This window comes from Amycolatopsis sp. CFH S0740 (assembly GCF_004522315.1).
In the GTDB taxonomy this organism is placed as follows: Bacteria; Actinomycetota; Actinomycetes; order Mycobacteriales; family Pseudonocardiaceae; genus Amycolatopsis; species Amycolatopsis nivea.
This window is the reverse complement of the sequence record NZ_SDLS01000001.1, coordinates 482,108-494,963: the sequence shown is the minus strand read 5'-3', so window position 1 is coordinate 494,963 and position 12,856 is coordinate 482,108. Positions and strand designations below refer to the sequence as shown.

Sequence of the window (12,856 nt, the reverse complement as noted above, 5' to 3'; positions counted from 1 at the left end):
CGAATGAGGCGTCGATGACCTCGACACAGGACCGCCCGGCCGGAGCCGGCAGACCCGCGCTGATGCTGACCCTCGCGACCGCCGGGTTCGCGCTCAACTTCTGGGCCTGGGCACTGCTCAGCCCGCTCGGCCCGCTGTTCAAGGACTCCTTGAAGCTGACCGCGTTCGAACAGGCCCTGATGGTCGCCGTCCCGGTCGTGGTCGGCTCGCTCGGCCGGATCCCGGTCGGCGCGCTCACCGACCGCTACGGCGGCCGGATCATGTTCCCGGTGCTCTCGGCCCTGACCGCGCTGCCGGTGCTGTTCCTCGGCCTCGCCGGGCGTTCGTCGCTGCTCGCGCTCCTGATCGGCGGCTTCTTCCTCGGCCTCGGCGGCACGTCGTTCGCGATCGGCGTCCCGTTCGTCAACGCCTGGTTCCCGCCCGAGCGGCGCGGACTCGCGATCGGCATCTTCGGCGCGGGCATGGGCGGCACCGCGATCAGCGCGCTGACGACCGTCCCGCTGGTCAGGGCCGGAAGCGTCGCGACCCCGTTCCTGATCACCGCGGCCGTCCTCGTCGCTTACGCGATCCTCGCTGCCGTCCTGCTGCGCGACGCACCCGACCGCACGGTCCCGACGGAACCGCTGGCCCAGCGGATGCGCCAGACCCTCCGGCTCGCGGTGACCTGGCAGGCCTCGGCACTGTACGCGATCGCTTTCGGCGGCTACGTCGCGTTTTCGGTCTACCTCCCGGCCTACCTCAAGACCGGTTACGGACTGGCCCAGAGCGACGCCGCCAACCGGATGGCCGGTTTCGTCCTCTTCGCCGTGGTGATGCGCCCAATCGGCGGCTGGCTTTCGGACCGCTTCGGCCCCGTGCGCGTGCTGGCCGGAGTGTTCGGCGTCGTCGCTGCCTGCGCCGCGGTACAGGCGTTCACTCCCGGCCTGATGCCGCTCGGCACATTGGCATTCCTGGCAATGGCCGCAGCCCTCGGAGCGGGGAGCGGCGCAGTGTTCGCGATGGTCGCCATGCTCGTCCCGGCGAACAAGGTCGGTTCGGTGACCGGAGTCGTCGGAGCTGCCGGAGGCCTGGGCGGCTTCATTCCGCCGCTGGTGATGGGAGCGCTCTACGGCGGCCTCGGCTCGTATGCGCTCGGCCTTGCCGCACTCGCGCTGGTCGCCGCCGCAGCCCTCGCGTTCACCGCAACGGTGGCGAAGCGGTCGTTGCAGCAGCACTTCCGTGTGGAGAAGGCCGGTGTGTGAGTACTGCGGCTGCCAGGCTGTGCCCGCGATCGCAGAACTGACCCGGGAGCACGACGAGGCGGTCGCGTTGATCAGCCGCACCCGCACCGCGCACGGCGCGAACGACGTCGCAGCGATGGCAAACCTCGCCCGCCGGATCGCCGAAGTCCTCGGTCCACACACGACAGTCGAAGAGCAAGGCCTTTTCCCAGCGCTGCACGACGAGTTCCCGGACCACCTCGCGGCGCTGGCTGATCAGCACCGGCAGATCGAGCACGTGCTCGGCGAGGCCGCCGACGGGACACCTGCCGACCCGGCGTGGCCCGCGCGGCTGATGGCCACGCTGCACCTGCTGCGCGAACACATCCTCGCCGAGCAGGACGGCGTCTTCCCCGCCGCGCTCAGCCGGCTCGACCCGGCCCAGTGGGAGGCCGTCGACGCGGTACGCCGAAACATCGAAGCCGGGTTCTCGACGCAGTACAGGGCGTGTCCAGGCTAGGGGCAGGCATAGCTGCGGGGAGAGGCGACGCTGATGCTGGCCGCCGGAGTGGACATGAAGGTGATCCAGCACATCCTCTGCGCACCCCGCCCGCGCCTCTCGGGCTCACACCAGACCACAATGGACAGTCCCGCACCGGAAGACCCGCTCCCGGACAGCACAAAACCCCAGGTCACCGAGCCCGGTGACCTGGGGTTCGAGAGTGGGCCGCCAGGGATTCGAACCCTGAACCCGCCGGGTAAAAGCCGGCTGCTCTGCACGATTGAGCTAACGGCCCGAGCTGGGGCTGCCCGTCGAGGGTTCGAACCTCGGTTTCCGCGTCCAGAGCGCGGCGTCCTGCCAGTTGGACGAACGGGCATCGGCTCCCGGTCCAGGAGTCGAACCTGGGCCAGCGGATCCAAAATCCGCGGTGCTGCCTGCTACACCAACCGGGAACGAGCGATGGCGAAGTGGGATGCCCGCGGGTCGAACGCGGTGTCTCCTGGTCCCGAACCAGGCGGGGTCGCCACTGCCCCTCGCACCCGGCGGAAAGCCCCGGCGCCCCCTCGGCGCCGGGCCCGTACCCCTGCCAGGACTTGAACCTGGGGCCTCCGCATTCGTAGTGCGGCGCTCTGTCCGACTGAGCTACAGGGGTGTGCGTCCGGTGCCAAGGCAGCGGACCGCGAGCGGCCGGAGGGCATCGAACCCTCTGCTTCGGTTTGGAAGACCGACGTGTCCGCTGAGTTCACCACGACCGCAGGAAGCGCCCTGGGCTCGGGCGCGGTGGTGAAGGAGGGAGTCGAACCCTCAATGCCGCAAAGGGCGCCCGGGTTACAGCCGGGTGGGGCTGCCACCGCCCCGTCTTCACCGTGCGGGTCCGGCGGCGGTTGGCTGCCGGACCCGGCGCTCGTCCTGGCCGCGGGTGAGGCGACGGGGACGGGTCTCGGAAATGTCTTGCTTCGCTGTGCAGTTGTCAAAGAACCGCCGCCCGGAAATGGGCAGCAGCAGTTGCGAAAAAATGGGAATTGATTGTGCGAAGCCGCCCTGACGAGAGAAGCCGCCCGGATCGGTTTCCCGATGGGCGGCTCCCTGTGCGCGCAACGACTGCTGCGTCAGGTCAGGGAGCGGATACCGCCCAGGATTCCGCCTTTTCGGCCGATTTGGCGCTGGTGGAGCGGCGCACGCTGGACAGCGCGGACGGCGGCCGGATACTGGCCTCGCATCTCCCGCGTCCGCATGTTCGTCATGTCCGCTCCCTCATCCGCTGTGGTGGAATCATCTTCACCTACCGCGAAGGCATGCGTCAATCTTATTTTCCGCAGAACAGTTTCCAGGCGGTCTTTCCGAAGAAGAAGGGTTGTGCTGTAATGGGCGAGTGCACTTCAACCCTTACGGTGGCGCGGGCGCGCAGGTAGCTGCCGACCTGGCGACCCTTGCCCAGCGCGACGACGTCACGGCCGCCGAGGTGCGGGCCGCGGGGCAGGCTCGCGACATGGTGCTGCCGCGCATCACCGCGGACGAGGCGGGGCGGATTCTCGCGTGGGGGCGGCGGCTGCATCAGGTGTTCGTCGCGGAGACGACCGGCGAGCGGATCGATCTGCTCAATGAGCTGCTCGCCGTCGCCGCGTGTCGGCCGAATATCGCCAGTCACGACGGGAAAGCGCCGCATCTGCACTACTCCAGCGAGGGCGCGGGGGTGGTCGAGCGGTTTTACGCCTACACGGCGGGCGGGCTCGCGCATCTGGTGTGCGAGGAGCCGCACCGTCTCGGCGTATGCGCGCGTGAGGGGTGCGGCGTCGCGTTCGTGGACACGTCGCGCAACGGACGTCGACGGTTCTGCTCCACTCGCTGCGGCACCCGAGTCAACGTCGCCGACCATCGCGCGCGGCAGCTCGCGGGCTAGACCACATATGAGGCGGCAGCCGCGCCGACTGCTCGCTGCGGCACGCGAGCCGACGTGGCAGACCACCGCCCGCGGACTAGACGACCGGTCAGCCCCGTCGAACAACCGCGCGCGGCGGCATGCGGGCAGACGTGGCCGACGATCGCGTGCGGCAACTTGCGGGCTAGACCACCAGTCAGTCAGCAATCGCCTCGAACGACTGCAGTTCCGGGTACTTCGGCGCGATCGTGTCGCCGGAAGACTCGCCGCGCAGGCGTCGGCCGATCCACGGCAGGGCGTGTTCCCTGCCCCAGCGAAGGTTTGCCGCGCGCTGTTCCCGGGTGGACAGGCGCGGGCGCGGTCCCAGCGCGGCGTGCGTGAGGCTGTGCTGCACGCCCAGCGCGTCGAGGACGGCGATGGCAATTTCGGTGTGCCCGGCCGCATTCAGGTGCAGCCGGTCGGGGGACCACATGCGACGGTCGCGCAGTTGGCGCATCGACCACATGTCCACGAGCAGCGTCTCGTGCCGCGCCGCGATGCCGCGGACGTGTTCGTTGTAGATCGCGACCCGCCCGCGGATCTGGCGGAACAGCGCGTCCTCGACGCCGTCGACGCCGGTGAACAGCAGCACCTGCGCGCCGGCCGCGCGGAAGCGGGCCACGGCGCGTTCGTAGGAGTCGGCGAGGCTGTCGATGTCGACGCGCGGCCGCATCAGGTCGTTGCCGCCCGCGTAGACGGTGACGAGGTCCGGCTTCATCGCCAGTGCCGGTTCGATCTGCTCGTTCAGCACCTGCGGCAGGAGCTTCCCGCGCACCGCCAGATTGGCGTACTGGAATCCCGGCTCACCGGCGGCCAGCACCTCGGCGACCCGGTCGGCCCAGCCGCGCACCCCGTTGCGCGCGGACGGATCGTCGTCCCCGACGCCTTCGGTGAACGAGTCGCCAATACAGACTAAGCGGTTGGTCATTGCCTCAGTTTAGGCCCGGCTCCCCCGCCCTGGTCACGGCGCCCGCGGACAGCAGCGTAGCTCCCGCGAGACCGCCCCAGAGCGCGCCAGGCCCGAGCGGAGCGAGTGCGGTGAGCACTGCCGGGGAGACCGCGAGTCCGATGCCGGTCGACAGTTCGAAGCGGGCGGCCGCCTGCCCGAGCAGGCGTGCAGGTGCGAGGGCCAGGACGAAGGCGGTGGCGCTGCCTGCGTAGATGATCTCGCCGATGGTGCAGACCACCGAGACCGCGGCGATCGCCGGTGCCGCCCAGCCGGATCCGAGCAGGGTCGCGGCGAGGAAACCGAGGTAGGACACCGTCAGCACGATTCCGCCGGTCGCTAGTGCGGTTCGCCGGGAGATCCGCGAGAGCAGGACGGTGACCGGCACTTGCAGGGCGACCACGAGCACTGTGTTGGCCACGAAGATCGCCGCCGACCACACGGGGGACGCGTGCAGGTACGCGGTCAGCACCAGCGGCAACGCGATCTCCGGGACGTTGAGGCAGAACGCGTAGACGACGTTCGCGCCCAGCAGCGCACCCATCCGCGGCGCGCGCTCGAGGGTCGGCTCCGCCGGCATAGCCGGGGCGCGCAGCCGCACTGACCAAGCCAAGCCCGCGGCGACCAGGTACGCGATTCCGGTGCCGATCGCCATGGTGCGCAACGCATCCGAGCCGCCTGCCAGGCACGCGGTCGCGAGTAACGCGCCGATGCCGAGCGCTGCATTGCGGAGGGAACGGCCAGCGGCGAGGGCGGCGTCGCGTTCCCGGTTGGCGGCGAGCGTCGCGACGAGCGCGGCGTGCGCTGCTGGCCAAGCCTGGTTGCCTGCGGAGAGCAGGATCGCCGCGCCGACGAACGGCCACATCTCCCCCGTCGGCGCGGCCAGCAGCATCGCGACGCCGAGTGCGCGCACCAGCATCGAAGCGGCCACCACGGTGGTGCGCGCACCTCGATCGAGCCATCGCCCCACGAACGGCATGCAGCCGAGGCCGACGAGCACGCCTGCGGTCATGGCCGCGCCGGTCGCGGGCGCGGACAAGCCCAGCACGGTCACGCCGTAGATCAGGAGAAACGGGCGCAACAGGCCGGTGCCGAGCGCGTCGACGGCCATCGCGGCCGCGTAGCGCGGGCCGCCGGACACGCGGATCAGCGCGCTCGGCCGGATCTTGGTGGTCATGGCGCTCGACAGTGCCGCGCGGGCCTGGGGCGGAGCACGCCGATTCGCAGTTTCCGTCAACCGGCGAAGTCCCGGACCGCTCGATCGGCGATGCTGGTGCGGTGCCGTTGAGGATCGACATCGCCGGACTGCCGGCCGAGCAGGTGCGGTTCGCCGCGTCGCCGCTCGCGGAGCTGACCGCGATGCTGCACGTGCTCGCCGAACCGGGCCATCATCCGCGGTTCGCCGCGTGGGCGGGCGAAGTCTGGGCCGGGCTGCGGCCTGAACTGGCCGAACGCGTGCGAGAGGCGGATTCCCTGTGGCGGTCCTCGCAAGCCGACTTCCTGTTGCCCGGACGTCCGCGCCCTGCTCTCGCCGAGGAATTGGCTGACGTCGACGCGATCGACGACGAAACCTATGCGACCGCGGCGCTCGTCTCGACCTGCGGCAGCACCCGGATCGCGACCCGTTCTCCGCTCACCGACCCGGCATCGCGCGAACGCGCCCTCGACCTCGCCCAAGCGCGCGGCCCTCGCCAGGAAGCGTTCGCCGAAAGCCTGCTGACCGATCCCGCGGCCACGCGCGCCCGGATCCGCGACACCCTCGAGCAATGCGCCGAAGCGTTCTTCGACAGTGCTTGGGCCGGGCTGGAACCACAGCTCTCCGCCGACCTTCGGCGCAAACAGGATCTGTTGCGACACAAGGGAATCCGTGCGGCGCTCGATGCGGTGTCCAGTGCGGTCGCCTTGTCGGAAGACGGCTGCCGCATCGTCGTGGACAAGCTGCAGGACAAGGCGACCGCCGCCCGGGAAAGCGTCACCTTCATCCCCAGCGTGTTCGGCAGTCCGCACCTGGTCGTGGTGCACGCGGCGGGCTGGCGGCCGGTGGTGCAGTATCCGGTCGCCGACGCCGCGCTGGTGCCGCTGGAAACGGTTGAACTGCGACTCGACGCGCTTGCGCATCCGGTGCGGCTGCGGCTGGTCCGGACACTCGCGCGCAGCCCGCACACGACCAGCGAACTGGCGCATAGCTGGGATCTCTCCGCGCCGGAGGTGTCCCGGCATCTCGCGGTCCTGCGCCGGGCGGGCCTGCTCACCGCGAAGAGACAAGGCCGGTACGTGCGCTATTCGCTCGACTTGCCGCAACTGTCCTCGCTCGGGACCGATCTGCTGGCCGCCGTGCTGCGCTGACTCAGGTGCGGAGGCCGTCGAAGAGGATTGCGATCGTGCGGTCCCGCAGCGCGCGGTCGGACCCGACGTGCTCGGCGGCCTTCGCGGTGCCGATGATCACCGGGATCAGTTCGGTGGTGGTGACGTCGCGCCGCACCGCGCCGCTGTCCTGGGCGCGGCGCAGGAGCACGCCGAGGGATTCGCGCAGCCGCTCCCCGATCACCGAACCCGTGCTGGGGACGCACACGCCGGCCGAGCTGAGCGCTTCGAAGTAGGCGTTTTTGGCGCTGGACATCTCGATCCAGCTGGTGAGGAAGGTGAAAAACGCGGCTCCGGCGTCCTCGGCGTTCTGCGCGACGACCGCGTCGGCCTCGTCGACGAACCGGTGCAGCCGCGCGTAGAGCACGGCTTCCAGGAGCGCTTCTTTCGTGGGGAAGTGCCGGAACACCGTGCCGATGCCGACGCCGGCCTCGCGCGCGACCTCTTCGGTCGGCGCACCGGTGCCCTTGGCCGCGAAGACCGTCTCGGCGGCTTCGAGCACCTTGGCGCGGTTTCGCCGCGCGTCGGCGCGCAGCGGTTTGTCCTCCGTCACGGCTGTGATGGTAGTCGCGCGTGCTGGCCGCGCGGCGCCCGATACTGGTCCGTCGGGCGTGCCGCAGCGGCGGAAACAACCCGTCCGGAGCAGGCGTCAGGAATCGTCAAACCTCTGCCGGTCGTTCACACTGTAGTGTGACGACCGTCACGAGAGGTGCACGACCATGACTCTAGGCGACAACGAGGTCACCCAGTCAGTCCAAGCGTCGACCGGCGACCGGCGGGTGCAGGTACGCCGGGCGGCCCTGGCCGGGTCGATCGGAACCACCATCGAGTGGTACGACTTCTTCCTCTACAACACCGCCGCCGCGTTGGTCTTTCCCCATCTGTTCTTCCCCGCGTCGTCGGCCTACGCCGGGGTGATGCAGTCGTTCGCGACCTACGCGGTCGGTTTCGCGGCCCGCCCGGTCGGCGCGGCGATCTTCGGCCATTGGGGCGACCGGCTCGGCCGCAAGGCGACGCTCATCGTGACGCTCCTGCTGATGGGCCTGTCCTCGGCCGTGGTCGGCCTGCTTCCCGGCGCGGCGACCATCGGCATCGCCGCCCCGTTGATCCTCGTCCTGCTGCGCCTGGTGCAGGGCATCGCGATCGGCGGCGAGTGGAGCGGTTCGGTGCTGCTGGCCATGGAATGGGGCGACCAGCGACGACGCGGCCTGCTGGCGAGTTTCGCGCAAGTCGGCGTCCCGGTCGGGCTTGTGCTCGGCACCGGCGGGATGACCCTGTTGTCGGCGACGCTGTCGCCGGAAGCCTTTTCCTCGTGGGGCTGGCGGATCCCGTTCCTGCTGAGCCTGGTGCTGGTGGCGATCGGCCTGGTCATCCGGCTGCGGATTCTGGAAACGCCGATGTTCGCCGCGGCGGTCGCGGCCAAGCGCACGTCGAAAGCCCCGGTGAAGGACGTGGTCCGGCACCACTGGCGGGAAATCCTGCTGTCGGCCGGGTTGCGCTTCAGCGAGCAGATGCCGTTCTACCTGTTCACCAGCTATGTCCTGGTCTATGTCGTGCAGCGCCCGGAATTCAGCAAAACGTTCGTGCTCAACGCGGTCCTGGTCGGGGCCGCGGCGGAATTGGTGCTGATCCCGCTGTTTTCCCAGTTCTCCGACCGGATCGGCCGCAAACAGGTGTACCTGACCGGCGCGGTGCTGACCGGAGTGATCGCGTTCCCGTACTTCACGGTCCTGACCCACAGCGGGCACGGGATGATCTTCCTCGCCATCATCGTGTCCCTGGTCGCGCACTCGATGCAGTACGGCCCGCAGGCGGCGCTGATCGGCGAGAGTTTCCCGACGCATCTGCGCTACGGCGGGGCGGGGCTGGGATATCAGCTGGCGTCAGTGTTCGCGGGCGGTCCCGCGCCGTTGCTGGCGGCCTGGCTGCTGCACACCACCGGCACGCCGTACTCGATCTCGATTTACATCGTCGCGTCGGTCGTGGTGACCGTGGCGTGCGTGATCGCGCTGCCTGATCGCTCGAAGGCCAACATCGACGACGTCGGCGTGTACGCGCGCTGACCAGAGCCGCGTAGTCCGGACGTCACCGGACTACGCGGTAACGGAGGTGGGTGACGCCGCGGCCTTCGAGCCGCCGCACGGGCTCGAGTTCGACGCGGCCGAGTCCGGTCGGTTCGAACAGCCGCCGTCCCGCGCCCAGCAGCACCGGAATCAGGTGCAGTTCGATCTCGTCGAGCTGGTCCGCGGCCAGCAGTGCCTGTGCCGCGCCCGCGCCGTGGACCAGCACGGGCCGCTTCCCCGCTTTGGCGCGGGCTTCGTCGGCGCACGCATTGACGTCGGTGTAGAACTTCGCGCTGCCCGGCGGCACGTCGCCCGGGTCGACGTGGTGGGTGAGCACGTGGATCGGGACGCCGTCGTGGTGGTCGCCGTGCCACCGGTTGGCCAGCTCGAACGTGCGGCGTCCGGAGATCACCGCGCCGGTCGCGGATGCCTCGGCGTACACCTGCCCGTTGATCCCCTCCTCCGCCCGGTCGTCGAGCCAATCGAACAACCGGAATCCGTCGCGGCCGAGCTCCTGGCCGGGCCGGTCGTCCGGACCGGCGATGTATCCGTCGACGGACACGGACATGTACAGCCGCACTGGGGTTCTGCTCATTTCCCGATCTCCTTTTCGAGGAAGTCGACGGCGGTCATGCCGTCGGTATGGCCAGGGGGCCACTGGACGGGTTCGATCCGGCGGGCGGCCAGCGCGGCGAGCGTGTCTGCCATCGACTCGACCTGCACGACCAGGTGGCTCACGCCGGTGCCCGTCTCGTAGCCGATCGCCGGGTAGAACGCCAGCGACCGATCGAGGTCGGTCACCCGCAGTCCGAGGTGCAATGTCCGCATTACGGTGCCTCCGTCGCGCCTGGCCTTGTGGTGAGCCGCTTTCACCAGTGCGTCGAACGCGCGGTGCCGGATTCGACAACCGGGGGCGAGACTCTTTTTCGGCGGCAGGCACAGAAAAAAGGGGCTGCCACCCCGAAAATCGGAGTGGCAGCCCCTTCGCGTGACGTGATCAGCGCTGCGGCGGCGGTCCGCCCTGCGGTCCGCCGAACGGGCCTTGCTGCGGGAACGGTCCGCTGCCCGGTCCGGGGCCCTGCGGTCCGCCGAACTGCTGCGGCGGCGGGCCCTGGTACGGCCCGCCCTGCGGCGGCCCGGCCGGGGGCTGCGGCTGCGGCAGCGACTGCTGCTGCTGAGCAGGCGGCGGCGCACTCGGCTGCGGACGCTCCGGCGGTGCGGGCGGCTCTTCCTCCTGCACCGGCTCGGGGGCCTCCCGCTTCGCCGGCGCCCCGCCGATCGCCCGGCGCGACTCGCCCGAGGACGCGCCCAGCGGTCCCTCTACTTCCTTGCGCGCCACCGCTTCCGCGGCGGCGACCGCCTCGGCGACCTTCGGGTCGCTGGTGGTGTCGAACCAGCCGGCGACCTCGTCGTCGTCGAGGTCCGGCTTGGCGGGCGTGTCGTCCTTGGGCGGTTCGTACCGGAACACGCCGTCGTCGCCCGGGGCGCCGAGCGCGCGGGCGAAGCCTTCGAGAGCCTTGCCGTAGTCGCTCGGGATCATCCAGACCTTGTTCGCGTCGCCCTGCGCCATCTGCGGCAGGGTCTGCAGGTACTGGTAGGCAAGGACTTCCGGCGTCGGGCGGCCCGCCTTGATCGCGGCGAACACCTTCTCGATCGCCTTCGCCTGGCCCTGTGCCTGGAGGTAGCGGGCGGCTCGTTCACCCTGCGCGCGCAGGATCCGCGACTGCCGTTCCGCCTCGGCGGCGAGGATCGCGGCCTGCTTCTGGCCTTCCGCAGCGAGGATCTGGCTCTGCTTCTGGCCTTCGGCCGTCTTGATCGACGATTCCCGCTGGCCTTCGGCGGTGAGGATCATCGCGCGCTTCTCCCGGTCGGCGCGCATCTGCTTCTCCATCGAGTCCTGGATGGAGGCGGGCGGCTCGATCGCCTTCAGCTCGACGCGGGCGACGCGGATGCCCCAGCGGCCGGTGGCCTCGTCGAGCACGCCGCGCAGCTGGGTGTTGATCGAGTCGCGGGAGGTCAGCGTCTCTTCCAGGCTCATGCCGCCGACCACGTTGCGGAGCGTGGTGGTGGTGAGCTGCTCGACGCCGATGATGTAGTTCGAGATCTCGTAGACGGCCGCGCGCGAGTCGGTGACCTGGAAGTACACGACGGTGTCGATGTTCACCGTCAGGTTGTCCTCGGTGATCACCGGCTGCGGCGGGAACGACACGACCTGCTCGCGCAGGTCGATCCGCGCGCGCACCTTGTCCAGGAACGGGACGAGGAAGGTCAGGCCGGGCGAAGCGACCGTGCGGAACCGGCCGAGCCGCTCGATCACCGCCGACTGGGCCTGTGGCACCACCATGATCGCCTTGACCACCGTGATGATGACGAACAGAGCCAGCAGTGCGACCACGACGATCGCTATTGTCGACAAGAGCGTTTCCCCTTACCTAGTACCGTTTTTCCTCGGACGGAACCTCACGAGACGATGTCCACCACGGCCGTGGCGCCGGAGATCTCGACGACCGTGACGCTGGTGCCCGGAGCGATCGGCGGCTGCGATTCGTGCACGGCGCGCGCCGACCACACCTCGCCGCCGATTTTCACCTGGCCGGCATCGTAGTCCACAGTGGACACCACGACGGCCCGGGCTCCGACCAGCGCGTCGATGCCGGTGGGGATGGCCGACCCGGCCAGGAAGCGGCGTTTGAGCGCCGGGCGGGCGAGCGCGAGCAGCCCGACCGAGCTGACCGCGAAGACGGCGACGTCGATGTAGATGTTGCCGGTCAGCGCCTCCGAGCCGGCTCCGAGCAACGCGCCTACGCCGAGCATGATCAGCACGAAGTCCCCGGAGATCACCTCCGCGATCATCAGGACGATGCCGATGATCAGCCAGATCAGAGCCGCTGCCATGCCCTCATGCTCTCAGATCGCGTCGTTTCGCACCGGGCAAACTACTCGACGTGACCGACGCGTGACCTTGGATTTTTCCGACATACCGGACACTATGGAGCGTCGTCACCCGGTTCGGTCACGAAGTCGATGAGCCGTTCCACCGCGCCGATCAGCGGCGTTTCGAGATCGCGGAAGCTGCGCACCCCGGCGAGCACGCGCTGCCATCCCTCGTACGGCTCGCCCCAGCCGAGCGCGTCGCAGATGCCGGCCTTCCACTCGACGCCGCGCGGGATCTCCGGCCAGGCGCGGATGCCGACCGACGCGGGTTTCACCGCCTGCCAGACGTCGATGTACGGGTGGCCGGTGACCAGCACCTGCTCGTCGCGGATCTGCCCGACCAGCCGGGATTCCTTGCTGCCCGCGACGAGGTGGTCGACCAGCACGCCGAGCCTGCGGCCGGGTCCGGTGCCGAATTCGGCGATCCGGTCGGCGAGCACGTCGACGCCGTCGAGCGGTTCCACGACGACGCCTTCGACGCGCAGGTCGTGTCCCCAGACGCGTTCGACCAGTTCGGCGTCGTGCTTGCCCTCGACCCAGATCCGGGAATCGCGCGCGACCCGGGCCTGCAGCCCCTGCACGCGGACCGAGCCGGACGCGGACACCTGCCGCGCGGGGGCGGCGGTCTTCTTGACCGGCACGAGCGTGACCGGTTTGCCTTCGAGCAGGAACGCGGCGGGCGCGAGCGGGAACACCCGGTGGCGGCCCTTGGCGTCCTCGAGGACGACGAGCTCGCGTTCGATCTTCACCACCGCGCCGCAGTACCCGCTGGCCGGGTCTTCGACCACGAGCCCTGGTTCGGCCGGGACCTCCGGCACTTTCCGCTTGCGGGGGCCGGACAGCACGTCGTGATAGCGCACGGTCGGGCACGTTATCGGCGCGGCGCCGGGGCGTCCCGCCGCCACGCCGGGGACGGGCGGCCGATGCGCC

13 protein-coding genes and 6 tRNA genes are annotated in these 12,856 nt (G+C 69.9%); 5 read left to right on the top strand and 14 right to left on the bottom strand.

Annotation, left to right across the window (positions count from 1 at the left end):
• Window positions 1-14 precede the first annotated feature (14 nt).
• Both EIZ45_RS02410 and EIZ45_RS02405 read left to right on the top strand, forming a co-directional pair.
• Window positions 15-1,241, top strand: a complete 1,227-nt coding sequence (locus EIZ45_RS02410) for an MFS transporter (RefSeq protein WP_134661464.1) — start codon at window positions 15-17, stop codon at window positions 1,239-1,241.
• Complete coding sequence (locus EIZ45_RS02405) at window positions 1,234-1,719, top strand: hemerythrin domain-containing protein (protein ID WP_134661465.1); 486 nt, start codon at window positions 1,234-1,236, stop codon at window positions 1,717-1,719. Before EIZ45_RS02410 ends, EIZ45_RS02405 begins: the two co-directional genes overlap by 8 nt.
• Window positions 1,720-1,922: 203 nt before the next feature.
• On the opposite strand, the gene EIZ45_RS02400 is transcribed toward EIZ45_RS02405, so the two are convergent.
• The 6 genes from EIZ45_RS02400 to EIZ45_RS45945 all read right to left on the bottom strand — a co-directional run bounded on the left by EIZ45_RS02400 (window position 1,923) and on the right by EIZ45_RS45945 (window position 2,567).
• Window positions 1,923-1,996 (bottom strand) — tRNA-Lys (locus tag EIZ45_RS02400).
• Between the two features lie 9 nt (window positions 1,997-2,005).
• A tRNA-Gln gene (locus EIZ45_RS02395) sits at window positions 2,006-2,077 on the bottom strand.
• A 4-nt stretch (window positions 2,078-2,081) separates the two neighbouring features.
• Window positions 2,082-2,153, bottom strand: a tRNA-Gln gene (locus tag EIZ45_RS02390).
• A gap of 126 nt (window positions 2,154-2,279) precedes the next feature.
• Window positions 2,280-2,353: transfer RNA gene (locus EIZ45_RS02385), tRNA-Arg, on the bottom strand.
• A gap of 30 nt (window positions 2,354-2,383) precedes the next feature.
• Window positions 2,384-2,456, bottom strand: a tRNA-Gly gene (locus tag EIZ45_RS02380).
• 26 nt (window positions 2,457-2,482) lie between these two features.
• Window positions 2,483-2,567 (bottom strand) — tRNA-Tyr (locus tag EIZ45_RS45945).
• Window positions 2,568-3,073: 506 nt separating this feature from the next.
• Between EIZ45_RS45945 and EIZ45_RS02375 the strand changes: the two genes are divergently transcribed.
• A complete protein-coding gene (locus EIZ45_RS02375; protein ID WP_134661466.1) occupies window positions 3,074-3,601 on the top strand; it encodes a CGNR zinc finger domain-containing protein in 528 nt (175 codons plus the stop codon).
• Between the two features lie 175 nt (window positions 3,602-3,776).
• Here EIZ45_RS02375 and EIZ45_RS02370 read toward each other — a convergent pair whose 3' ends face one another.
• Entirely contained in the window at window positions 3,777-4,547 is a 771-nt protein-coding gene (locus EIZ45_RS02370; RefSeq protein WP_134661467.1) for an SGNH/GDSL hydrolase family protein, read from the bottom strand.
• A gap of 4 nt (window positions 4,548-4,551) precedes the next feature.
• The gene (locus EIZ45_RS02365) at window positions 4,552-5,742 is read right to left on the bottom strand and encodes an MFS transporter (protein ID WP_134661468.1); all 1,191 of its coding nucleotides are present in this window, start codon (window positions 5,740-5,742) and stop codon (window positions 4,552-4,554) included.
• A 101-nt stretch (window positions 5,743-5,843) separates the two neighbouring features.
• Here EIZ45_RS02365 and EIZ45_RS02360 point away from each other — a divergent pair, with 101 nt between their 5' ends.
• The gene (locus EIZ45_RS02360) at window positions 5,844-6,911 is read left to right on the top strand and encodes a DUF5937 family protein (RefSeq protein ID WP_134661469.1); all 1,068 of its coding nucleotides are present in this window, start codon (window positions 5,844-5,846) and stop codon (window positions 6,909-6,911) included.
• A 1-nt stretch (window position 6,912) separates the two neighbouring features.
• Here the strand turns inward: EIZ45_RS02360 and EIZ45_RS02355 are convergent, their stop codons facing one another.
• Window positions 6,913-7,482 carry a TetR/AcrR family transcriptional regulator gene (locus tag EIZ45_RS02355; protein ID WP_037806002.1) on the bottom strand — a complete coding sequence of 190 codons (570 nt, stop codon included), beginning with the start codon at window positions 7,480-7,482 and terminating at the stop codon, window positions 6,913-6,915.
• Window positions 7,483-7,648: 166 nt separating this feature from the next.
• Here EIZ45_RS02355 and EIZ45_RS02350 point away from each other — a divergent pair, with 166 nt between their 5' ends.
• The gene (locus EIZ45_RS02350) at window positions 7,649-8,992 is read left to right on the top strand and encodes an MFS transporter (RefSeq protein WP_134661470.1); all 1,344 of its coding nucleotides are present in this window, start codon (window positions 7,649-7,651) and stop codon (window positions 8,990-8,992) included.
• Between the two features lie 22 nt (window positions 8,993-9,014).
• Here EIZ45_RS02350 and EIZ45_RS02345 read toward each other — a convergent pair whose 3' ends face one another.
• The 5 genes from EIZ45_RS02345 to EIZ45_RS02325 form a co-directional block, all read right to left on the bottom strand.
• Window positions 9,015-9,587: a dihydrofolate reductase family protein gene (locus tag EIZ45_RS02345; protein WP_134661471.1), complete on the bottom strand. Its 573-nt coding sequence runs from the start codon at window positions 9,585-9,587 to the stop codon at window positions 9,015-9,017.
• A complete protein-coding gene (locus EIZ45_RS02340) occupies window positions 9,584-9,820 on the bottom strand; it encodes a VOC family protein (protein WP_134661472.1) in 237 nt (78 codons plus the stop codon). The genes EIZ45_RS02345 and EIZ45_RS02340 overlap by 4 nt, the downstream gene beginning before the upstream one ends.
• Before the next feature lie 169 nt (window positions 9,821-9,989).
• Complete coding sequence (locus tag EIZ45_RS02335; RefSeq protein ID WP_370318107.1) at window positions 9,990-11,336, bottom strand: SPFH domain-containing protein; 1,347 nt, start codon at window positions 11,334-11,336, stop codon at window positions 9,990-9,992.
• Window positions 11,337-11,452: 116 nt separating this feature from the next.
• Window positions 11,453-11,887 (bottom strand): NfeD family protein, encoded by a 435-nt coding sequence (locus EIZ45_RS02330; protein WP_037805993.1) that lies wholly within the window; start codon window positions 11,885-11,887, stop codon window positions 11,453-11,455.
• A 92-nt stretch (window positions 11,888-11,979) separates the two neighbouring features.
• Window positions 11,980-12,786: a DUF3097 domain-containing protein gene (locus tag EIZ45_RS02325; RefSeq protein ID WP_134661473.1), complete on the bottom strand. Its 807-nt coding sequence runs from the start codon at window positions 12,784-12,786 to the stop codon at window positions 11,980-11,982.
• Window positions 12,787-12,856 lie beyond the last annotated feature (70 nt).

Excerpts from the sequence above, each read along its gene's own strand:
- EIZ45_RS02335 (WP_370318107.1), bottom strand. The coding sequence starts at position 11,336 with ATGGTGGTGCCACAGGCCCAGTCGGCGGTGATCGAGCGGCTCGGCCGG.
- EIZ45_RS02365 (WP_134661468.1), bottom strand. The coding sequence starts at position 5,742 with ATGACCACCAAGATCCGGCCGAGCGCGCTGATCCGCGTGTCCGGCGGC.
- EIZ45_RS02370 (WP_134661467.1), bottom strand. The coding sequence starts at position 4,547 with ATGACCAACCGCTTAGTCTGTATTGGCGACTCGTTCACCGAAGGCGTC.
- EIZ45_RS02410 (WP_134661464.1), top strand. The coding sequence starts at position 15 with ATGACCTCGACACAGGACCGCCCGGCCGGAGCCGGCAGACCCGCGCTG.
- EIZ45_RS02345 (WP_134661471.1), bottom strand. The coding sequence starts at position 9,587 with ATGAGCAGAACCCCAGTGCGGCTGTACATGTCCGTGTCCGTCGACGGA.
- EIZ45_RS02330 (WP_037805993.1), bottom strand. The coding sequence starts at position 11,887 with ATGGCAGCGGCTCTGATCTGGCTGATCATCGGCATCGTCCTGATGATC.
- EIZ45_RS02350 (WP_134661470.1), top strand. The coding sequence starts at position 7,649 with ATGACTCTAGGCGACAACGAGGTCACCCAGTCAGTCCAAGCGTCGACC.
- EIZ45_RS02340 (WP_134661472.1), bottom strand. The coding sequence starts at position 9,820 with ATGCGGACATTGCACCTCGGACTGCGGGTGACCGACCTCGATCGGTCG.